This is a genomic window from Bathymodiolus platifrons methanotrophic gill symbiont (genome assembly GCF_002189065.1).
Classification (GTDB): domain Bacteria; phylum Pseudomonadota; class Gammaproteobacteria; order Methylococcales; family Methylomonadaceae; genus Methyloprofundus.
The window spans coordinates 1-21,559 of record NZ_BDMN01000026.1; the positions used below are offsets into that span (position 1 = coordinate 1).

At 41.7% G+C, this 21,559-nt stretch carries 19 protein-coding genes and 5 tRNA genes; 20 read left to right on the forward strand and 4 right to left on the reverse strand.

The window, feature by feature from the left end; genetic code table 11:
- The first annotated feature begins 458 nt into the window (after nt 1-458).
- Complete coding sequence (locus CDZ78_RS01735; RefSeq protein ID WP_087868413.1) at nt 459-1,757, forward strand: transposase; 1,299 nt, start codon at nt 459-461, stop codon at nt 1,755-1,757.
- A gap of 348 nt (nt 1,758-2,105) precedes the next feature.
- Here CDZ78_RS01735 and CDZ78_RS01740 read toward each other — a convergent pair whose 3' ends face one another.
- From CDZ78_RS01740 to hemA, 4 genes are all read right to left on the reverse strand, one after another.
- Nucleotides 2,106-2,525 (reverse strand): M67 family metallopeptidase, encoded by a 420-nt coding sequence (locus CDZ78_RS01740; protein WP_174664546.1) that lies wholly within the window; start codon nt 2,523-2,525, stop codon nt 2,106-2,108.
- The gene (gene prmC / locus CDZ78_RS01745; protein ID WP_087868414.1) at nt 2,522-3,382 is read right to left on the reverse strand and encodes a peptide chain release factor N(5)-glutamine methyltransferase; all 861 of its coding nucleotides are present in this window, start codon (nt 3,380-3,382) and stop codon (nt 2,522-2,524) included. Before prmC ends, CDZ78_RS01740 begins: the two co-directional genes overlap by 4 nt.
- 264 nt (nt 3,383-3,646) lie before the next feature.
- Complete coding sequence (gene prfA / locus CDZ78_RS01750; RefSeq protein WP_087868415.1) at nt 3,647-4,735, reverse strand: peptide chain release factor 1; 1,089 nt, start codon at nt 4,733-4,735, stop codon at nt 3,647-3,649.
- A gap of 9 nt (nt 4,736-4,744) precedes the next feature.
- Nucleotides 4,745-5,992: a glutamyl-tRNA reductase gene (gene hemA / locus CDZ78_RS01755; protein WP_087868416.1), complete on the reverse strand. Its 1,248-nt coding sequence runs from the start codon at nt 5,990-5,992 to the stop codon at nt 4,745-4,747.
- Between the two features lie 693 nt (nt 5,993-6,685).
- Here hemA and CDZ78_RS01760 point away from each other — a divergent pair.
- From CDZ78_RS01760 to rpoB, 19 genes are all read left to right on the forward strand, one after another.
- The gene (locus CDZ78_RS01760) at nt 6,686-8,422 is read left to right on the forward strand and encodes a tetratricopeptide repeat protein (RefSeq protein ID WP_087868417.1); all 1,737 of its coding nucleotides are present in this window, start codon (nt 6,686-6,688) and stop codon (nt 8,420-8,422) included.
- Nucleotides 8,422-8,985, forward strand: coding sequence for a lipoprotein insertase outer membrane protein LolB (gene lolB, locus CDZ78_RS01765; RefSeq protein WP_087868418.1), 564 nt, complete (start codon nt 8,422-8,424; stop codon nt 8,983-8,985). The genes CDZ78_RS01760 and lolB overlap by 1 nt, the downstream gene beginning before the upstream one ends.
- The gene (ispE, locus tag CDZ78_RS01770) at nt 8,982-9,860 is read left to right on the forward strand and encodes a 4-(cytidine 5'-diphospho)-2-C-methyl-D-erythritol kinase (protein WP_087868419.1); all 879 of its coding nucleotides are present in this window, start codon (nt 8,982-8,984) and stop codon (nt 9,858-9,860) included. The genes lolB and ispE overlap by 4 nt, the downstream gene beginning before the upstream one ends.
- A 3-nt stretch (nt 9,861-9,863) precedes the next feature.
- Nucleotides 9,864-9,938 (forward strand) — tRNA-Gln (locus CDZ78_RS01775).
- A gap of 45 nt (nt 9,939-9,983) precedes the next feature.
- On the forward strand, nt 9,984-10,940 hold the full coding sequence (locus tag CDZ78_RS01780; RefSeq protein ID WP_087868420.1) for a ribose-phosphate diphosphokinase: 957 nt from the start codon (nt 9,984-9,986) through the stop codon (nt 10,938-10,940).
- A 38-nt stretch (nt 10,941-10,978) separates the two neighbouring features.
- Nucleotides 10,979-11,626 carry a 50S ribosomal protein L25/general stress protein Ctc gene (locus CDZ78_RS01785; protein ID WP_087868421.1) on the forward strand — a complete coding sequence of 216 codons (648 nt, stop codon included), beginning with the start codon at nt 10,979-10,981 and terminating at the stop codon, nt 11,624-11,626.
- The gene (pth, locus tag CDZ78_RS01790; RefSeq protein ID WP_087868422.1) at nt 11,626-12,201 is read left to right on the forward strand and encodes an aminoacyl-tRNA hydrolase; all 576 of its coding nucleotides are present in this window, start codon (nt 11,626-11,628) and stop codon (nt 12,199-12,201) included. The genes CDZ78_RS01785 and pth overlap by 1 nt, the downstream gene beginning before the upstream one ends.
- Nucleotides 12,202-12,268: 67 nt before the next feature.
- Nucleotides 12,269-12,353 (forward strand) — tRNA-Tyr (locus CDZ78_RS01795).
- A 19-nt stretch (nt 12,354-12,372) separates the two neighbouring features.
- Nucleotides 12,373-12,446, forward strand: a tRNA-Gly gene (locus tag CDZ78_RS01800).
- A gap of 11 nt (nt 12,447-12,457) precedes the next feature.
- Nucleotides 12,458-12,532, forward strand: a tRNA-Thr gene (locus tag CDZ78_RS01805).
- Nucleotides 12,533-12,580: 48 nt separating this feature from the next.
- Entirely contained in the window at nt 12,581-13,801 is a 1,221-nt protein-coding gene (tuf, locus tag CDZ78_RS01810) for an elongation factor Tu (RefSeq protein ID WP_087868423.1), read from the forward strand.
- 49 nt (nt 13,802-13,850) lie between these two features.
- Nucleotides 13,851-13,926 (forward strand) — tRNA-Trp (locus CDZ78_RS01815).
- Nucleotides 13,927-13,979: 53 nt separating this feature from the next.
- A complete protein-coding gene (secE, locus tag CDZ78_RS01820) occupies nt 13,980-14,348 on the forward strand; it encodes a preprotein translocase subunit SecE (protein ID WP_087868424.1) in 369 nt (122 codons plus the stop codon).
- A 12-nt stretch (nt 14,349-14,360) separates the two neighbouring features.
- On the forward strand, nt 14,361-14,894 hold the full coding sequence (gene nusG, locus CDZ78_RS01825) for a transcription termination/antitermination protein NusG (protein WP_087868425.1): 534 nt from the start codon (nt 14,361-14,363) through the stop codon (nt 14,892-14,894).
- Nucleotides 14,895-14,995: 101 nt separating this feature from the next.
- Nucleotides 14,996-15,424 (forward strand): 50S ribosomal protein L11, encoded by a 429-nt coding sequence (gene rplK / locus CDZ78_RS01830; RefSeq protein WP_087868426.1) that lies wholly within the window; start codon nt 14,996-14,998, stop codon nt 15,422-15,424.
- Nucleotides 15,425-15,426: 2 nt separating this feature from the next.
- Complete coding sequence (gene rplA, locus CDZ78_RS01835) at nt 15,427-16,122, forward strand: 50S ribosomal protein L1 (RefSeq protein ID WP_087868427.1); 696 nt, start codon at nt 15,427-15,429, stop codon at nt 16,120-16,122.
- Nucleotides 16,123-16,345: 223 nt separating this feature from the next.
- Nucleotides 16,346-16,885 carry a 50S ribosomal protein L10 gene (gene rplJ / locus CDZ78_RS01840; protein ID WP_087868428.1) on the forward strand — a complete coding sequence of 180 codons (540 nt, stop codon included), beginning with the start codon at nt 16,346-16,348 and terminating at the stop codon, nt 16,883-16,885.
- A gap of 46 nt (nt 16,886-16,931) precedes the next feature.
- Nucleotides 16,932-17,306: a 50S ribosomal protein L7/L12 gene (rplL, locus tag CDZ78_RS01845; RefSeq protein WP_087868429.1), complete on the forward strand. Its 375-nt coding sequence runs from the start codon at nt 16,932-16,934 to the stop codon at nt 17,304-17,306.
- Between the two features lie 129 nt (nt 17,307-17,435).
- Nucleotides 17,436-21,506, forward strand: a complete 4,071-nt coding sequence (gene rpoB, locus CDZ78_RS01850; protein WP_087868430.1) for a DNA-directed RNA polymerase subunit beta — start codon at nt 17,436-17,438, stop codon at nt 21,504-21,506.
- The last annotated feature ends 53 nt before the right edge of the window (nt 21,507-21,559 follow it).

Sequence of the window (21,559 nt, forward strand, 5' to 3'; positions counted from 1 at the left end):
CACCAAGAGTGCAGAGATTTTTTGTCGTGTCAGAGGGTATTTATCAACGTGCCGTAAACAAGGTCTAAGTGCAACTCAGGCAATGACCCTGGTCTTTGAGGGAAAGTTACCTGAATTTGCTTTATAATTTCATTGGACTACTCAGCTCCGCTGAGTAGTTACGTCTTTTCATTCGTTTCAAATGCTATTGCCTAAGGGGAATTAAGTAGGGGTTTGCTATAAACATCATCAGTGTTTCCATTGAAAGCAACAATAGCTAAGAAACTTAGAGAGTATGCCTTATTTTAGAGGCGGTATGCGATTATCTTGTCCTACTCCCAGATTTTTAATCAATCCTAAAAATTCTTCGCAGGATAAGCACATGGAAAAACAACAAAAAACCTAAAATAAAGCTTGCAATTACGAAAAACATTTTTTTATAATTTTCCGTTTTATAAACCTTATAATCGGAAACTCTCATGTACGAATCCCAGACACTGAATGCCTTTATTTTTGATCACTGCAATAAGAGCATGGACAATGCCGTATCAGCAGAACGTTACCCTTTGTGGAAGCGAGCATGCCCAGGACTAAACGATATTGGCTTTATTCGTCTTGGGATGTTACGTTGCATCAGTTTGGTGGATAGTGGTCGCCATTTTTTACAGGCAGCAGAAGAGGTTCATGAGGAGCAATGCCCTCTTTCAACCTATTTTAAATCACTCAAGTCACCTAGACGAGTGAGAATGCTCGAAGCTGTTGAACAACAAAGCTATGACATTTACAGTGAAACTCTGTCATCGCACGGTATTGATTATCTAAAGTCATTTCCTGAACTGAATGACTATACCGTATTGGCGGCTGATGGGCACTTTATTGATCATGCCTGTCATACAGAAAAAGGAAGGAATGGAAAAGTCTACGCAGCAGGGTTTATCTACACTTTAAATCTCAGAAATGGTTTGCTCAGACCTTTTTCGCTTATTACAAATGGAACCCGGCGGCATCAGGAAATCCCCGTGCTGCGCGACGAACTCAAGAGAGAAAACAGAACAAAAAACAGCACCCAAAAGTGCCTCTACGTCTATGATAAAGCGGTCACTGATTATGCTTTCTGGAATAACCAAATAGAGCATGGGAATTTGATGATTTCAGTTTTAAAGGAGAATTCAGTCGCCACTTTTGTTGAATCAATTCATTTCGATACCAGCCATGAACTTAACACGGGGATTGAAAGTTACAGCACTTATGAAAACAACGGTATCAGGTTTAGCATTGTCAATTATCGCGATCCCGAAACAAAAAAACTTCACCGCTTTATAACGACCTTACCTGGCTCAATCAACCCTGGAACGATTGCCATGCTGTACTTCAAGCGCTGGACGATTGAGAAAGCATTCAATAACAGTAAAAGTAATTTGAAAGAAACAAAAGCATGGTCTTCTGATAATAACTCACTCAAGAACCAGATGCGGCTGACAGCAATGAGCTACAACTTATTACGCACGGTCGAAGAGCTTTCTAAAATACAAGATCCAGAGTTGATTCACCCTTCTGATAAAAAGTACACCGAAGATCTTGAGAAAAGGCAGCAAGCAGCTAAAAAAAGGGGAGGATTTGTGAATCCATTATTTTTTAATGAAAGAATCGCACGTATAAGCTCATATACTATTCGGGCTGTTCAAAACGCAATAATGACAGGAAAGTCGCTGAGTAGCTTTATCAATGCGCTTGTTGCTAAATTAGTTCCGAGGGTGAATCAGATAGGGGAACACTGATGATGTTTATAGCAAACCCCTACTTAATTCCCCTTAGGCAATAGCATTTGAAACGAATGAAAAGACGTAACTACTCAGCGGAGCTGAGTAGTCCAATGAAATTATAAAGCAAATTCAGGTAACTTTCCCTCAAAGACCAGGGTCATTGCCTGAGTTGCACTTAGACCTTGTTTACGGCACGTTGATAAATACCCTCTGACACGACAAATTATTAGATTTTACCTGCTGAATATATTCATTCGTAGATAAAGATTTAAAAGCACCAACCACATCCCCAACGGTTTTTTTAATGTGTTATAAAATCTACCAATGTCCTGTCTTATCTGACCCTGTGCCTAGCTGATGTTTTTAGGTTAAACGCAGTGGTACTTCTAAAAATTGCGTATCCGCTATCTGGTATGCACGTAACTCCAGAACACCTTTGGTATTAAGAGAGATGATGATGTAAAGTGTGTCTGGATAGTTCGCTTGTTCTATGTCAGTACTGGATGGTACGGCGGGAGCGCTAGGGTGAGAATGGTAGATGGCAAAAAGCTGTTCATCTTTCTCACGCATACTTGCCATAGCTTGTATTTGTTGTTGCGGGTCTAGGTTAAAAAATCTTTCAGGCTGGGTCGCTGTGTTTTCAATAGGGTAGCAGTGGTAGGGTGTATTATTCAGGCTGCTGATGAGTCCACAGACTTCCTGTTCGGGTGTTTGCTGGGCGTGATGGAGCAGGCTCTGGACGATTTTCCTCGGAATTGCTATTTCTTTGATTTTATCTGTCATTTTGGTTTGTCTGTAGGTGCTGAGCATTGTGCATAGCTTATGCGCGGTTGGCCGGATAAGTCATGTAGGCAGTGAATATTCTGGTATTGATGCTGTTGTAATATGTCGTGTACGCTCTGTTTTTGATTATAGCCATGTTCTAATATCAGGTAGCCGCCCTTGTTAAGATAGTGCTGGCTATGTTTGCTGATATGCATAATATCTGCCAGTCCCTGCTGCTCGGCAATTAATGCTGATTCGGGTTCAAAGTAAACGTCTCCCTGGTCTAAATGTGGGTCATCTGGTGCTATATAGGGGGGGTTGCTGACTATAAAATCAAAGGATTCATCTGCGAGTTGATCAAACCAGTTACTTTGCAAAAAATGAATGTCAGTGGTCTGGTTCAGCTGGGCATTTTTCTGGGCAATTTTAAGTGCGGTTGCGCTATTGTCTACGGCGGTTACATCTAGTTGAGGGAATTCTGCTGCCAGGGTAATGGCAATAATACCTGAGCCAGTGCCTAAATCAACTAGTCTGGCATTAGGTTTATGCTGGATCAGTTCCAGGCAGAGCTCAATTAATGTTTCGGTATCTGGGCGGGGAATTAAGACGTTGGAGTCTACATAAAAATCCCGTGACCAGAATTCCCGGTTGCCTGTAATATAAGCAATAGGCTGGCCTTGTTGGCGCTGCTCAAGTAATCGATTAAACTGGTCTAGCTGGGTTTTGTTGAGTTCTCTTTCAGGCCAGGTACGCAGATAGCTGCGGTTTTTCTTCAGGACATGACAAAGTAATACTTCTACATCCAGGTCTGCTGAATCTGAAGTGCCCATCAGGGTACTAGCCGAGCTTGTTAGCACAGATTGTATATCATTCATCTTATAATTTTGGCCGCGCTGCCTTGGCTAGAGTCAAAAAATATTTACCACGAAATACACGAAAAGCACGAAAAATATTTTTTGAATATCTCATTTCAGCGTGCCTGAATTCAACTAATTAAGAGTATTATTCAATTTGTGCTGGGCAAATTACTTTACTGGTTTAAACCTGTGACTAAAGCCAATAAATTATTCTCCACATAAATACAGTTACTTTTTAGGTGTTTTTCGTGGTTATATGCCTTTAAACATGACTCATCATGCTTAACCTTCCTCACCTAACTGGGTCAGTAATTCAGCTTGATGCTCACTAATAAGAGGCTGAATAACATGATCCAGGTTGCCCTGCATTATTTCATCTAGTTTATACAAGGTTAGGTTGATACGGTGATCTGTCATTCTCCCTTGCGGATAGTTGTAGGTGCGAATGCGCTCTGAACGATCACCACTACCGACTTGTAGTTTTCTGTTTTCTGAATTTTCAGCGTGCTGTTTATCCTGTTCAGCCGATAATAGTCGAGACTGCAAGACGGCCATAGCCTGAGCTTTGTTTTTGTGTTGTGAGCGCTGGTCCTGACATTCCACTACAGTACCTGTAGGAAGGTGAGTAAGGCGAATTGCTGAATCAGTTTTATTGACATGCTGGCCACCTGAGCCTGAGGCGCGAAAGGTATCTACACGTAAGTCACTAGGGTTAATGTCGATATTATCAATTTCCTGCGCCTCGGGCATAATGGCAACGGTGCAGGCAGAGGTGTGTACGCGACCCTGAGACTCAGTTTCTGGTACACGCTGTACGCGGTGTGCACCCGCTTCAAATTTGAGTTGTGAATAGACATCTTGGCCGGCAATGCGCAATATGACTTCTCTATAACCGCCATGTTCGCCGCGTGTTTCACTGGTTGTTTCTATCTTCCAGCCCTTATTTTCAGCGTAGCGCATATACATGCGGGCTAAATCGCCTGAGAAAATAGCAGCTTCGTCGCCACCAGTCCCTGCACGAATTTCCAGGTAAATGTTGCGATTATCGTTAGGGTCCTGAGGTAATAGCAGGATTTGTAATTCTTGTTCCAGTTGTTCTTGTTGCTGTTCTGCTTCGGCTATTTCTTCTTTGGCCATATCACGGATTTCAGCATCCTCTTCAAGGAGCATTTCCTGGGCACTACTGATAGTTTCCTCGGAGTCTATATATTTCTTATAACAGTCAACCAAAGGAGTGATCTGGGCATATTCCTGGCTTAGGGCGCGAAATTGATTTTGGTCGCTTTGTACTTCAGGTTGTGACAGTAAAGCAGCAATTTCGTCAAATCGTTCACTCAGATTTTCTAATTTCGTCTTTATTGAGTCTTTCATTGCGTGTTTTTATAGTTTGAAAATTTCACGTGCAGCTGCAATAAGATCATGACGTTCATTTTCACTTGCTTTTCTCAGCTGGATGCAGGGCGTGTGGGTTAGCTTGTTAGTTAGTGTATGTGCAAGTTGGCGCATAATCTCATCGGGAGCGCCGCCGTTGCGTAGTGCGGCAAGTGCTTTATTAAGGCTGTCTTGCTGTAATTGAGAAGCTTGCTGGCGATAATCAACGATAGTTGATTGCACTGTCTGGGCTTTCATCCATGCCTGAAAATGTTCGACGTTGGTATCGATGATTTCCTCCGCCTGTTCGGCGGCCTGGCGACGAGAATTCAGGTTGTCTTTGATGATATTTTGTAGGTCATCAACGGTATACAGGTAGACGTCGTTAAGCTTTTCTACTTCTGGCTCAATATCGCGCGGTACGGCTAAATCAACCATGAAAATAGGCTTGTGCTTGCGTTTTTTTATGGCGCTTTCAACCAGACCTTTGCCTAAAATTGGTAACTGGCTTGCTGTGGATGAAACGATAATGTCTGCTTCTGCAATATGCAAGGGTAGCTCGGAGAGTGCAATGGCGTAACCATTGAACTGGCTGGCAAGTGTGTGCGCCTTGTCGTAGGTGCGATTGGCAATAATAATTCGACCGATGCCATTTTGGTGTAAGTGGCGCGCTGTTAGTTCTATCGTCTCGCCTGCGCCAATCAGTAAAGCAGTTTGTTCGCTGAGATTATCAAAAATCTGTTTACTAAGCTGTACTGCAGCGAAGGCGACGGAGACTGAACTAGAGCCAATGGCTGTATCGGTGCGGACTTTTTTTGCAGTAGAAAAAGTGTGCTGGAAAAGCTTGCCAAGGTCTTTGCCCAATGTGCCTGCCTGGCTCGCTGTCTGGTAGGCAGTTTTCATTTGCCCTAGAATCTGAGGCTCACCTAGAACCATGGATTCCATGCCGCATGCAACACGAAAAATATGGCGGATTAATGCATTATCAGTATGTGCATATAAATAGGGTTGAAACTCAGAATGTTTAAGCTTCCTATTGCGAGAAATCCAGTCGATGATAGGCTCTATATTGTTATTCTGAGCAGTGCAGTATATTTCAGTGCGATTGCATGTGGATAGAATAGCTGCCTCAGATATGTGTTGTTGTTGCCATAGCTCGGTCACTGCATCGCGTAATATTTCAGCCGGGAAAGCTAGGCGTTCACGGATTGCAACGGGTGCTGTTATATAGTTGATGCCTAGAGCTAGGAGAGTCATTAATGCCGATTAATTCTTAGTGGTTAGCGGAGAGATTTTAAATCAATAGTTAGTGGCTATTTTAAGGAGTTTTGCCGGTTTAGCAAAATTGAATAGAAAATGATTGTGTTTTTTGTGATGTTAACTCAGTAGTGGCCAGCTATAATAGTCGAAACTTTAGTCTTATATGCATTTTTTAAGTTTTGTTGTTATGCGCCTGTCTGCCAGTCTTTCGCTTTAACCTAGAAATATCAGTTGAATGTAGATTTATAGTGCAAGGCATTGCTTTTACAGTGCTTTAAAAAAATCTTAGCTTCACCATAGGTTAAGTGGACACAATTTGAAGTGCTGTGGAATCAAGAGCTAGCTCTAGAATCTGTAAGTAACTTATTTTTCTAGGATTAATGACGTTGCTACTTCTGTCTAGGCTGAACTCCCCTTAAGTTGGCAACTGTTGCGCAGGGCAGAAATAAGGGGTGTGTTTCTATAATTTATATTTAATGCGTATAATTGAGTTTTTCAAATTCTTTGGTGGGGTCCTTCTTGTGCTTTGAGGGGGTGGGACTTAACAGTACACTGGGTGAACGGTTATATGTCATAACTGTATAGATAAATGCGTGGGTATGTGCGCATGCTCTGGTGCCTATGGTGATTTAAACCTGGCCTTAACAGGCTGGTAATGGGTTAAGGTTATATTTTAAGGGAATTTCATAGATGGTTTTAAAGGTAATGATGCTGTTAGGTTTTATTATGCTAACAGCGTGTGCAACGAAAGGCTCAGAAAGTTCAATTAATCCTGTTGCTGAAGAGCAAAACCCTGAGCTTGTGAGTGAACAAAAAGCTCTTCCGCAGGCAGGAAAAACTGAAATATCACCTGATGTCTTGTTTTTATTGATGACAGCTGAAATTGCCGGGCAGCGTGGCCAGTATGAGTTGGCGCTAGATGGTTATTTGCGTGCGTCTGAACGAGTGAAAGATGTTGAGGTGATTAAGCGCGCAGCCAAGATTGCATTATATGTGCAGGATGATGCTAAATTAAAACAGGCGCTTGATTTATGGTTAGAGGAAGAGCCGGATAGTCTGGATGCGCGATATCTGGTGGCTGTTGCTGCGCTAAAATCGGGTGACCGACAAGGGGCTTTTGATAATATTGAATTTATATCGCTTAAAGATGCGGTTGATTTTGATGCTAAAGCGATTGCCATGGTCAAAAATTTACAAAATCCGCAGAGTGTGGCTTTGGCCTATCAGGTGTTTTCAGATTTAAGTGCTCAGTACCCAGATAATCCGAAACTGTATTTTGTTCTGGCTTTGATGGATGCCCAGGCGCAGAAATTAAGACTGGCGGAAGCAAATGTTTCTAAGGCATTGGAGCTTGATCCGCAATGGGTGAAAGCGTTGATGTTACAAGCGCAGCTCTATATTTCTCGGGGTAAATTAACAGCAGCAATTGGTGTTTTACAGCAGGTGGACGAGCATGAAGAAAGTGTGCAAATTAAAGAGCAAATAGCGCAATTATTAATGCAGCAAGGGCGGTTTTCTGAAGCAGAAGATGTCTTGCAAGGCTTGATTGAAAAACATCCAGAGAATAAGGGGTTAAATTTCAAGTTAGCTTTGGTTTATTTGCAAACAGGGCAAGAAGACTCGGCGCGTAATATTTTACAGGCCTTGGTTATTGATAAAGAGTTTAGAGATAGAGCGTCATTTTATTTAGGGCGTATAGATGCAAAGGCAAAGCGATTTGATGAAGCTTTAATATGGTTTGATGTTATTAGTGCGGGTCCATACCGATATGAGGCGAGCATGAGTTCTGTTTTTATCCTTATAGAGCAGAAGCAGTATGAGTTAGCCTTATTAAGGCTAAAGAGTTTAAAAGCAGATTTTCCAGATAAAGCGAGTGATCTGGTATTGGTCGAATCTGAGCTGTACAGTCAACAGCATTTATATCAGCAAAGTTTTGATGTGCTGACAAGTGAATTATTAAACGCCCCAGATAATAAAAAAATACTTTATGCGCGAGCATTGGAGGCTGAAAAGCTTGATAAGCTACAGGTGCTGGAGGATGATTTAAAATATATTCTGGAAAAAGACCCTAATGATGCTAATGCTTTGAATGCTCTAGGTTATACTCTGGTTGATAAAACAAACCGTTATGCGGAGGCTGAGGAATACCTTGATAAAGCGATAGCTATTAAGCCTAATGAACCTATTATTATGGATAGTTATGGTTGGCTGTTGTTTAAGCTGAACCGGCTTGAAGAGTCGCGGCAGTATTTGCAGCGTGCTTATGATTTGCAGCCGCAGGCTGAAATAGCAGCGCACTTAATTGAAGTTTTATGGGCTTTGCAGCAAACCAGGCAGGCGCAAGCAGTGTTTGCCGAGGCGATAGAAAAAACGCCTGATGATCCGCTGTTATTGGAGCTTAAGGTGCGACTATTTGGTAGTGATTGATGCGCCTGGGTATATTGAGCCTGATGTTTTTGCTGGCTGTAGCAGGATGTAGCTCGGTAAAGACTTATGATGCACAGCAGGGGCGAGTGCTGAGTCAGCAGCAGAGACTGGATATTCAGCAATGGAAGATGCAAGGGCGGCTACTAATTAAAAGTGATGAAGTCCTGACTGCAAATGTTCAATGGCAGCATAATAACGAAAGAGATGTGTTAAGGTTGTCAGGTGCTCTGGGGCTAGGGGCAATGATGATTGAGTTGGATGAGCATGAGGTAGTTTTACAAAATGCACAGGGTGAGAAGCAGGTTTCTCAGGATGTAGATGCATTTATTGCTCGGCAAATAGGTTTCGTCGTACCGATAACAGCTTTACGGCAGTGGGTTTTAGGGGCGTATTTGCAGGATGTGCCAGTGCGTCAGTTTGAAAATGGCTTTCAGCAGTTAGGCTGGCGTATAAGGTATGATGAATATATGCAGACTCCTGTTGGAATTATGCCGCGTCGAATTAAGATAACTAAAGAACAAATAAAATTAAAACTGATAGTCGATCAGTGGGACATGCAATGACTGAGCAAAAAGATTCGGAATTAGGCTGGGGCTTAAGATGGCCGGCGCCGGCTAAATTAAATTTAATGTTAAGAATAGTGGGTCAAAGAGAGGATGGCTATCATCTGTTGCAGACGGTGTTTCAAATAATTGATATAACGGATGGCTTAACTTTTAATAAAACTGAGGATGGCCGGGTTCGATTAAAAGAAGCGATACCAGGAGTAAAGGAATCGGACGATTTAACGGTGCGAGCTGCCAATCTATTGAAACGGGAATCTGGTTATCAGGGCGGAGTCTGCATAGAAATAGAAAAAAATCTGCCCATGGGTGGTGGATTAGGGGGGGGGAGTTCTGATGCAGCAACAGTTTTAGTGGTTTTAAACCAGTTGTGGCAGTTAGGTGTAACTGAGCAGCGTCTGATGGAGCTAGGCGTAGAGTTAGGTGCTGATGTGCCGGTTTTTATAAAAGGAACAAGTACTTGGGCAGAAGGAGTGGGTGAAAAATTAACTGCTATTGACTTACCAGCTGCCTGGTTTGTAGTGGTTAAGCCTCAGTGTCATGTTGATACGGGAAGAATATTTTCAGCAAAAGAATTGACACGCGATAGTAAATCAATCAAAATAGCCGACTTTAACTCAGGGCAAAATCAAAATGATTGTACCGCTGTGGTTAAAGAGTCTCACATTGAAGTGAAGCAGGCTTTGGAAGAGCTTAGTCAATATGGACAAGCTAGATTGACAGGGACGGGAGCATGCGTTTTTGTTCAGTTTGGTGAAAAAGTATCTGCACAGGATGTGTATGAGGAGTTGGCTTCAGGAAGGGAAGCTTATATTGCACAAGGATTGGCTGTTTCACCTCTGCATAAGCAGATGAGTGAAGTCTTTAGTTTCTAAAATTGGGCTGTCGCCAAGCGGTAAGGCACGGGGTTTTGATCTCCGCATACCCAGGTTCGAATCCTGGCAGCCCAGCCATTTTATCTTCCATGAAATCAACTCGGTACTATAGGTTCTCTATTTATGAGTAGTGATACTTCAATGATGGTTTTTTCCGGAAATGCTAATCTTGATCTGTCTAAAGGTATCGTACATCGATTGAGTATGCGTCTTGGGATGGCTTCGGTAGGGCGTTTTAGTGATGGCGAAGTAACGGTAGAAATTGAAGAAAATGTAAGGGATAAAGATGTTTTTGTTATCCAGCCCACATGCCAGCCCACAAATGAGAATTTGATGGAATTGCTGGTGATGATAGATGCTTTAAAAAGAGCGTCAGCATCAAGAATCACGGCGGTTATGCCATATTTTGGTTATGCCCGGCAGGATAGGCGATCTCGCTCAGCTCGAGTGGCAATTAGTGCCAAGCTGGTAGCTAAAATGGTGGGTGTTGCAGGTGCGGACAGGGCGTTGACAGTTGACTTGCATGCTGATCAGATACAGGGGTTTTTTGATATCCCTGTGGATAATGTCTATGCTTCACCATTATTATTGGGTGATGTATGGCGGCAAGATTATAAGAATTTAATCGTTGTTTCTCCGGATGTGGGTGGTGTAGTCAGGGCGAGAGCGCTCGCTAAACGACTGGATGATGCGGATTTAGCAATTATTGATAAGCGTCGACCGATGGCTAATGTGGCTGAGGTGATGCATATCATAGGTGATGTGAGTGGCAAGACTTGCGTTATGATAGATGATTTAGTTGATACAGCTGGCACGCTATGTAGTGCGGCAGTTGCATTGAAAAAGCAAGGTGCTGTTAAGGTGGTTGCTTATTGTACGCATCCAGTATTATCTGGGCGTGCAATTGAGAATTTGCGTAACTCAGTATTGGATGAGTTGATAGTGACAGATACTATTCCGCTAAGTGATGAAGCGGCGGATTTAGGAAAGATACGGCAGTTAAGTGTTGCGGATATGCTGGCTGAGACAATTAGAAGGATTGCTGTGGGTGAGTCAGTTAGCTCGCTATATGTTGATTGATGATTTTAAGTTATTGTTTGTAGGGTGTGGAGATTTAGATGTCTAGCGTTTTTGAATTTGATGCGGTAAGTAGAGCGAATGCAGGTACTGGTAGTGCTAAAGGTATTCGTCGTAATGGTAATATACCGGCTGTAGTCTACGGTGGTTCGGTTGGTCCTGAGTTGATTGGGTTAAGTCATAATGAGGTCACGAAAAAACTGGCTAATGAAGCAGTATATTCTCATGTTTTGAAATTGAGTGTTGATGGTAAGGTGCAAAATGCAATCTTAAAAGATATGCAAAGGCATCCGGCAAAAGATACTGTGATTCATATGGATTTCTTGCGTATTAATATGAATGAAAAGATTAAAGTGCATGTGCCTTTGCATTTTATCAATGAAGAGATTTCGATTGGTGTTAAGGCGGGCGGCGTAGTTACTCACTCAATGGTTGAGTTAGAGGTTGCGTGTCTACCAGCTAATTTGCCTGAATATATAGAGGTGGATTTAGAAAGTGTTGATATAGGTGGTTCTGTGCATTTGTCAGATATCGTGATTCCTGAGGGTATTGAGGTTCTTGCGTTGACGCATGGTGACGAGCACAACTTAACAGTTGCTCAAATCATGAAGACTAGAGGTCCGGCAGAAGATGAAGAGGATGCTGCTGCTGAAGAAGGTGGCGATGAGGAAGCAACTGATTCAGAATAGTGATCAAGCTACTCGTAGGGCTGGGAAATCCCGGTCAGAGATACCAAAAAACCCGGCATAATGCCGGGTTTTTGTTATTAGACGAGCTGGCAAGAGAAAAGGCTGTTACATTTTCTAAAGAGGTGCGCTTCTTTGGTGATTTGGCGGAAGTAAATTTAAGCGTAGGTAAGTTGTATTTATTAAAGCCTGCTACCTTTATGAATCGAAGTGGGCAGTCGGTTTCATCATTTATGAAGTATTACAAAATTAATCCGGAAGAAGTGCTTGTTGTGCATGATGAGCTGGATTTTGAGGTGGGTACTTTGAAGTTGAAATCTGGCGGTGGACATGGCGGGCATAACGGACTTCGGGATATTATTGCCAGTTTAGGCGTTAAAGATTTTAAGCGTTTGCGTGTGGGAATAGGTAGGCCTAAACCTGGGATGCAGGTAGCGGACTATGTTTTATCAGATTTCTCTAAAACTGACGTGCAGCATGTAAAAGAATTATTTTACAATTTTTTTAATTATCTATCCTTATTGCAAGGTGGGGATTATGAGTTGGCAATGCAGGAGCTGCATTCTCGTATAAAATAATTTCATAAAATAATTGACAAAATAATTGACAAAATAATTGATTCCAATCATAATAGTTTTTCTAAACGGAGGGGTTCCCGAGCGGCCAAAGGGATCAGACTGTAAATCTGACGGCTCAGCCTTCGGAGGTTCGAATCCTCCCCCCTCCACCATTTAGATATTAAGAGTTCTGCGGGTGTAGTTTAATGGTAGAACTCCAGCCTTCCAAGCTGATCACGTGGGTTCGATTCCCATCACCCGCTCCAAATAGATTTAAGCCCATATAGCTCAGCGGTAGAGCACTTCCTTGGTAAGGAAGAGGTTACCGGTTCAAGTCCAGTTATGGGCTCCAATTACACTGATTGTTGCAAACAATATTAATTTAAGGTCTTTGAAAAAAATGGCTAAAGAAAAATTTGAACGTAATAAACCACACGTAAACGTAGGTACAATTGGCCACGTTGATCACGGTAAAACAACTCTAACGGCTGCATTAACTAAGGTAATGGCTGAAAAGTTAGGTGGCGAAGTTAAAGCATTTGATCAAATTGATAATGCGCCGGAAGAGCGTGAACGTGGTATTACTATTGCAACATCGCATGTTGAGTATGAGTCAGAAACTCGTCATTACGCGCACGTAGATTGCCCGGGTCACGCGGATTATGTGAAAAACATGATTACTGGCGCGGCGCAAATGGATGGTGCTATTTTAGTCTGTGGTGCGACTGATGGCCCTATGCCACAAACAAGAGAGCATATCCTATTGTCAAGACAAGTAGGCGTGCCTTATATCGTAGTATTTCTGAATAAAGCTGACCTACTTGCTGAAGATTGTGGTGGTGTTGGTACTGAAGAATACAGCGAAATGCTTGAGTTAGTAGAAATGGAAATTCGTGAGATTCTAGATCAATACGATTTTCCTGGTGATGATACTCCTATTATTGTTGGTTCGGCGCTAAAAGGGCTGGAAGGTGATGATAGTGATCTAGGTGTGCCATCTATCTTAAAGTTAGTTGATGCGCTAGATGCCTATATCCCTGAGCCAGAGAGAGCAACAGAAGGTGCTTTCCTGATGCCAATTGAAGATGTGTTTTCAATTTCAGGGCGTGGAACAGTGGTGACAGGGCGTATTGAGCGTGGTGTTATTAACGTTGGCGAAGAAATCGAAATCGTCGGCATTAAAGAGACCACAAAAACAACTTGTACTGGTGTTGAGATGTTTCGTAAGCTGCTTGATCAAGGTGAAGCAGGCGATAACGTAGGTATCCTGTTAAGAGGTACTAAGCGTGAAGAGGTTGAGCGTGGACAGGTGTTAGCACATGTTGGTTCAATCACTCCGCACACAAGATTTACATCAGAAATTTACGTATTGGCAAAAGATGAAGGTGGTCGTCATACGCCATTCTTTAATGGTTATCGTCCGCAGTTCTATTTTAGAACAACAGATGTAACAGGTGCTGTTGACTTGCCAGAAGGTGTTGAAATGGTGATGCCTGGTGATAACGTATCAGTTGAAGTGACTTTGATTGCTCCAATTGCGATGGAAGACGGTCTGCGTTTTGCTATTCGTGAGGGTGGTCGTACGGTTGGTGCTGGTGTTGTTGCAAAAATCATTGAGTAATTGTTTTAAGTAAAGTACAATTGCTCGTTGTTAGAAGGTTTATGCGTGTAGGTCAGTGGCTCAATTGGTAGAGCAGCGGTCTCCAAAACCGCAGGTTGTGGGTTCGAGTCCCTCCTGGCCTGCCAACTCGCATTAAACATTAATTAAATTCAAGAAGTTCTCAAATAAAATCCGTCAAATGAATACTCAGACAAAGGAAGTTTCATCTAATGTAGATGTGCTTAAATATATTTTGTCTCTTGTGCTAATAAGCGCAGGTGTGGTTGCTTTTTATCAATTCTCAGACTACTCACAACTATATAGAGTGTTGGGTATAGTTGCTATTGTGGTTGTTTCTTTGGCAATTATGCTGACAACAGCAGTAGGTCGTCACTCATGGTTGTTTGCTCAAGAAGCTAGGCAAGAAGTAAGAAAGGTTGTCTGGCCATCACGTTCAGAAACAATGCAAACAACGCTAATGGTGTTTGCCATGGTTGTCATTGTTGGTTTTCTTCTATGGCTTCTGGATATGTTTTTGTTCTGGGCAATAGCGTCACTAACAACTTAGAGGAATTCAGGGATGGCAATTCGTTGGTATGTTGTTCATGCGTATTCAAATTATGAAAAGAAAGTAAAACAGTCGCTAGAAGAAAAGATTGAAAGACTGGGTTTAGGCGAATACTTCGGAAAAATTCTTGTGCCAACAGAAGAAGTTGTTGAAATGAGAATGGGTCAGCAAAGAAAAAGCGAGCGAAAATTCTTTCCGGGTTATGTGTTGGTACAAATGGAATTGACCGATGAAACATGGCACTTGGTAAGAGACGAGCCAAGAGTGTTAGGTTTTATAGGCGGGACCTCAGAGCGTCCGGCACCAATTTCTGAACAAGAAGCAGAGCGCATTCTAAACCGGGTTGAAGAGGGTGTTAATAAGCCTAGGCCGAAAGTATTATTTGAAGTGGGCGAAGTCGTGCGTGTCAATGATGGGCCATTTAAAGATTTTAATGGTGAAATTGAAGCAATTAATTACGAAAAAAACAAATTACGTATCTCTGTATTAATTTTTGGAAGATCAACTTCAGTAGAACTAGGATTTAATGAAGTAGAAAAAAGTTAGACAGTTTAGTAAGCGCGGAATTATAGCGGTCCTCATCAATTGATGGGGATTTTTTATCTATGGGGAGCTGAAAAGCGTTAGAACCCAACCAGGAGTATAAAATGGCTAAAGAAGTCACAGCATATATCAAACTGCAAGTTAAAGCAGGTGAAGCAAATCCTAGTCCACCAGTAGGTCCAGCATTGGGTCAGCATGGTGTTAATATTATGGAGTTTTGTAAAGCTTTTAATGCAAAAACTTCCGATGTGGAAAAGGGTTTGCCAATTCCAGTTGTTATTTCTGTTTATAGTGATAGAAGTTTTACTTTTATTACTAAAACGCCGCCTGCTTCAATTTTATTGAAAAAAGCGGCAGGCATTGCTTCAGGTAGTAGTAATCCTAATGCCATTAAAGTGGGTACGGTAACACGTGCACAGCTAGAAGAAATTGCGACGACTAAAATGGAAGATCTGAATGCAACCAATATGGATTCAGCAGTGAAAATTATTGCAGGCAGTGCGCGTAGCATGGGCCTAGATGTGGAAGGTTAATAATGGCTAAGTTATCTAAAAGAGCAAAACTCGCTAGCGAGAAAGTGGATGCTGAGCGTCAGTATTCTTTTACAGACGCGGTAGCAGTATTAAAAGAACTTGCTACTAGTAAATTTTCAGAATCTGTAGATGTCAGTATCAATTTAGGCATTGATGCTAGAAAATCAGATCAAAATGTCAGAGGGGCAACTTTATTACCTAAAGGTTCTGGTAAAACAGTTAGAGTTGCTGTTTTTACTCAGGGACCCAATGCAGATGCTGCGAAAGAAGCCGGTGCTGATATCGTGGGTATGGATGATCTTGCTGCCGATGTGAAAAAAGGCAAGATGGACTTTGATGTTGTGATTGCATCACCTGATGCGATGCGCGTTGTCGGTCAATTAGGTCAAGTGCTAGGGCCAAGAGGATTAATGCCTAACCCTAAAGTTGGCACAGTGACACCTGATGTTGCAACTGCAGTGAGAAATGCAAAAGCAGGTCAGGCGCGTTACCGTACTGATAAAGCTGGTATTGTTCATAGTTCAATTGGCAAGATTGACTTTAGTGCGGAAGATATTAAAGAAAACCTGGAAGCATTAGTTGCAGATATAGTAAAAGCTAAACCTAGTGCGGCTAAAGGTATTTATTTAAAGAAAATCAGCTTAACGACTACGATGGGTCCAGGTATTACTTTAGATCAATCTAGTATTTCTGTTTAGACAAGAACTTAGCTTCGTGTGGTTGTCGCTGCACGAAGTTGTATGAATTTTTGGTTGCCAGTTCAATTGGTAACCATCAAAGACCGTAGGTGCTTAAAGCTTAAAATATCAACCTACGTAGATGGGAATTGATGCTGGGAAACTGGTGAAAGACCCGTTGGGTGCATCTCGTAAGAGGTGTGGTGTGTATAGCTGATGAAGATCAGTAAAAACGGAGAAAATTGTGGCCTTAGCATTAGATGGCAAAAAAGCTGTCGTAGAGGAGTTAGCTCCCTACGCCGCTAAAGCGCATTCTGCTGTTGCAGCTGAATACCGTGGACTTACAGTCACGGAATTAACTGAGTTACGTAAAGTTGCTAGAGATACGGGCGTTTATTTGCGTGTTGTGAAAAACACATTAGCAAAACGTGCAGTTGCAGGAACTCCTTTTGAGTGTATGCAGGATAAAATGGTTGGTCCATTAATTCTTGCATTTTCAATGGAAGATCCTGGTTCGGCTGGTCGTTTAATCAATGATTTTGCAAAAACAAACGATAAGTTAATTGCAAAAATTGTTTCGATAGACGGCGAAGCGTATGACGGTTCAGAGCTAGCTCGTTTAGCTAGTCTACCAACACGCGATCAAGGTATTAGCCTGGTTATGGCATTGATGTTAGCTCCTGTAGAGAAGTTGGCACGTACTTTACTTGCTTTAAAAGAGCAGCGTGATGATGGTGAAGCAAGTACAGAAAGCGAAGCTGAAGCAGTAGCAGTAGCAGAGTAAACTTTTAAAAACAGTTTAAAAACCAATTATTTTAGAGGAACAAACAATGGCAATCTCACAAGAAGATATCCTGGAAGCAGTATCGAACATGACTGTTATGGAAATCGTTGATTTAATTTCAGCAATGGAAGAAAAATTTGGCGTATCTGCAGCAGCAGTTGCAGCAGCTCCAGCAGCAGCTGGTGGTGATGCAGGTGCAGCAGAAGAGCAAACTGAATTTGATGTAGTTATGGAGTCATTCGGTGCAAATAAAGTTTCAGCAATTAAAGCCGTTCGTGGTATTACTGGACTAGGCTTGAAAGAAGCGAAAGGCGCTGTTGAAAGCTGTCCTGTAACATTAAAAGAAGGTGTGAGCAAAGCAGAAGCTGAAGAAGTAAAAGCTACTTTAGAAGCTGCTGGTGCGACTGTCGAAATTAAATAATTTTGACGAAAAACTCATAGGCAGTGCCTAGAAGATGGGCTGGTGATTACTTGAGTAGTCGCCGGCCTTTTACTGTTTATAACGCTACGAATTCAGAAACCTACTCTTTACAAAGGATAAGGAATTAATATGGCTTACTCTTTTACTGAAAAAAAACGCCTCAGAAATAATTTTGGAAAAGCAAATGAAGTACTAGAAGTGCCTTATTTGCTGGCAACGCAAATCCATTCTTATGCTGGATTTTTACAAACTGGTATCAAACCCGCTAAAAGAAAAGATCGTGGCCTGCATGCAGCATTTTCCAGTGTATTTCCAATTGAGAGCCACTCAGGCTATGCAGTTCTGGAGTATGTAAAGTATCGTTTAAGTGATCCTGTTTTCGATGTGCGTGAATGCCAGCAGCGTGGTGCAACCTATGCAGCGTCATTACGTGTTATTGCACGTTTAGTCATCTATGATAAAGATGCGCCTGGTAGTACAAAAGTAGTTAAGGATATAAGAGAGCAAGAAGTCTATATGGGTGAATTGCCTTTGATGACAGATAATGGAACATTTGTTATTAACGGTACAGAGCGAGTCATTGTTTCTCAATTACATCGTAGCCCTGGTGTGTTTTTTGATCATGATAAAGGAAAAACGCATTCTTCAGGAAAGTTACTATTAAACGCGCGTGTCATTCCGTATCGTGGCTCATGGCTAGATTTTGAGTTTGATCATAAAGACTGTGTTTTTGTCAGAATTGATCGTCGCCGGAAAATCCCTGCAACCATTTTGTTGCGTGCATTGGGATATGATAATGAAGAAATGTTAGATATTTTCTTCGAAACAAATAAATTTGCTATTAGTGCCGATAAAATTTCGTTGAATCTCATTCCAGAAAGATTAAAGGGTGAGATTGCAAGCTTCGATATAAAATTCGATGGCAAGGTATTAGTAGAAGAAGGAAGACGTGTCACTGCTAAACATATTAGGCAGATGCAAAAAGACAAAATTAAGGAAATGGAAGTTCCTAGAGAGTATTTATATGAAAATATATTAGCTAATAACATTATAGATGAAGCAACGGGTGAGTTAGTTGCTAATGTTAATGATGAAATTACTGAAGAACTCTTAGAAAAACTAATTAGTGAAGGTGTTACAGAGATTAATACCTTGTATGTAAATGATCTGGATAGAGGTCCATACTTATCTGGAGCGATGCGCGTCGATACCACTACCAATCGCTTAGAGGCGTTGATAGAAATTTATCGTATGATGCGCCCAGGAGAGCCGCCAACAGCAGATTCGGCAGAAAATTTATTTAAAAATCTATTTTTTACCGAAGACAGGTATGATTTATCGGCGGTAGGACGAATGAAATTTAATCGTCGTCTAGGTATACCTGATTCTGAAGGGGAAGGTACATTAAGTAAAGAAGATATTATTAATGTCTTAAAAGAATTGATTAATATTAGAAATGATCGTGGTATCGTTGATGATATCGATCATCTAGGTAACCGTCGAGTAAGATCAGTCGGCGAAATGATTGAAAATCAGTTCAGAGTTGGTTTGGTCAGAGTTGAGCGTGCTGTAAGAGAGCGTTTAACACTGGCTGATTCTGAAGGCTTGATGCCTCAGGAAATTATTAACGCTAAACCAGTTTCTGCAGCAGTTAAGGAATTTTTTGGTTCTAGTCAGTTATCGCAATTTATGGATCAAAATAATCCATTATCGCAAGTAACACATAAGCGTCGTGTTTCAGCGTTAGGGCCTGGTGGTCTAGCTAGAGAGCGAGCTGGTTTTGAAGTTCGAGATGTACATACGACTCACTATGGTCGTGTTTGTCCGATTGAAACGCCTGAGGGGCCCAATATTGGGCTGATTAACTCATTAGCTGTTTATGCGCGTACTAATGAATACGGTTTTCTGGAAACACCTTACCGTAAAGTTCAAAAGGGCATTGTTACCGATAAGGTTGATTATCTTTCAGCAATAGGCGAGGGTAATTTTGTTATTGCCCAGGCAAGTGTGCCCGTGGATGAAAAGGGCAAGTTAGTTGAAGGCCTGGTATCTTGTCGTTACAAAGATGAGTTTACTCTTGTGTCTTCTGCAGATGTTGATTATATGGATGTATCAGCTAAGCAAATTGTTTCTGTTGCGGCTTCGATTGTGCCATTTTTAGAGCATGATGATGCTAACAGGGCCTTGATGGGGTCGAATATGCAGCGTCAGGCTGTGCCAGTTCTGAAGGCTGAAAAGCCACTCGTAGGAACAGGGATGGAGCGTACGGTCGCCAAGGATTCAGGGGTAACCGTTGTTGCTAAACGAGGTGGAGAAGTTGCCAGTGTTGATGCAAGTAGAATCGTGGTTCGTGTTAATGATAGCGAGACAGAGTCTGCGGAAACAGGGGTAGATATTTATAATTTGATTAAGTATGTACGCTCAAATCAAAATACTTGTATTAATCAGAAACCATTAGTTAAGCCGGGAGATTTTGTTGCTGCCGGTGATATTATGGCGGATGGTCCTTCTACAGATATGGGTGAGTTGGCATTGGGTCAGAATATGCTAATTGCCTTTATGCCGTGGAATGGCTACAACTTTGAAGATTCTATTTTAGTTTCTGAGCGAGTAGTTAAAGAAGATCGCTTTACTTCGGTTCATATTGAAGAAAAAACCTGTATTGCTCGAGATACTAAACACAGCCCGGAAGAAATTACTGCTGATATTCCAAATGTCAGTGAAGAGGCACTTTCCAAGCTTGATGATTCAGGTATTGTCTATGTTGGTGCTGAAGTTAAGGGTGGTGATATTCTTGTGGGTAAAGTAACGCCCAAAGGTGAGTCTCAGCTTACACCTGAGGAAAAGCTACTTAGAGCAATTTTTGGAGAAAAAGCTGCTGATGTAAAAGATACTTCGTTAAGAGTGCCAGGTAGTATTCGCGCAACCGTTATTGATGTGCAAATATTTACCCGTGATGGCGTAGAAAAAGATAAGCGTGCACTTGCTAATGAAGACGCAGCAATTAAAAGCTATAGAAAAGATTTGAATGACCAGCTAGCGATTGTAGAAAAGGATGTCTATCAGCGTACTGCAAATATTATTATTGGTGAAAAAGCACTTTCTGGTCCAAACAGTTTGAAATCGTCTACATTAATTACTCAGGATTATCTGGATGCTATTAAGCGTTCTGAATGGTCTAGTATTAAAATGGAAAACGAAGAGCTAAATGTGCAGCTTGAAGGTCTTGAAGCACAGATTGTCAAATTACGTAAGGAATTTGATGAGCGCTTTGAGGTAAAGCATAAGAAAATCACTATGGGTGATGACTTGGCTCCAGGCGTTTTGAAAATGGTTAAGGTTTATTTAGCTGTTAGAAAACGTATTCAGCCAGGCGATAAAATGGCTGGACGACATGGTAATAAAGGGGTTATTTCTCGAATTAATCCAATTGAAGACATGCCGTACCTGGCGGATGGAACGCCGATTGATATAGTCTTAAATCCACTAGGTGTACCGTCACGGATGAATGTTGGGCAGGTACTAGAGACTCACCTGGGCTGGGCTGCAAAAGGGCTAGGTGCAAAAATTGGTAAAATGCTTGAAGCAAATGCGGCAGTAACAGAAATAAAAGGCTATTTAGATAAAATCTATAATAGCAGTGGTCAGGCGGAAGATCTGGATGCCTTTTCTGATGCAGAAATTATTGAAATGGCGAAAAATCTAGTGGCCGGTGTGCCTATGGCTTCTCCAGTATTCGATGGTGCAAGTGAAAGTGAAATTCGTTATATGTTATCTTTAGCCGAGCTTCCTGAAAGCGGCCAGACTACCTTATATGATGGTTTGACGGGGGAGGCATTTGAACGTGATATCACTGTTGGGTATATGCATATGCTGAAATTGAATCATTTGGTTGATGACAAAATGCATGCGCGTTCAACGGGGCCATATAGTCTGGTAACGCAGCAGCCATTAGGCGGTAAAGCACAGTTTGGTGGGCAGCGTTTTGGAGAAATGGAGGTTTGGGCGCTGGAAGCTTATGGTGCAGCTTATACCTTGCAAGAAATGTTAACGGTTAAATCTGATGATGTAACGGGTCGTACGCGTATGTATAAAAATATTGTCGATGGAAATCACCAGATGGAAGCAGGTATGCCAGAGTCATTTAATGTACTGCTTAAAGAAATTCGCTCGCTAGCTATTAATATAGAAGTGCAATAAATACTTTTATAAATAGTTTTTAGCTGATGAGTTCTGGTTCTGCCAGATAACAA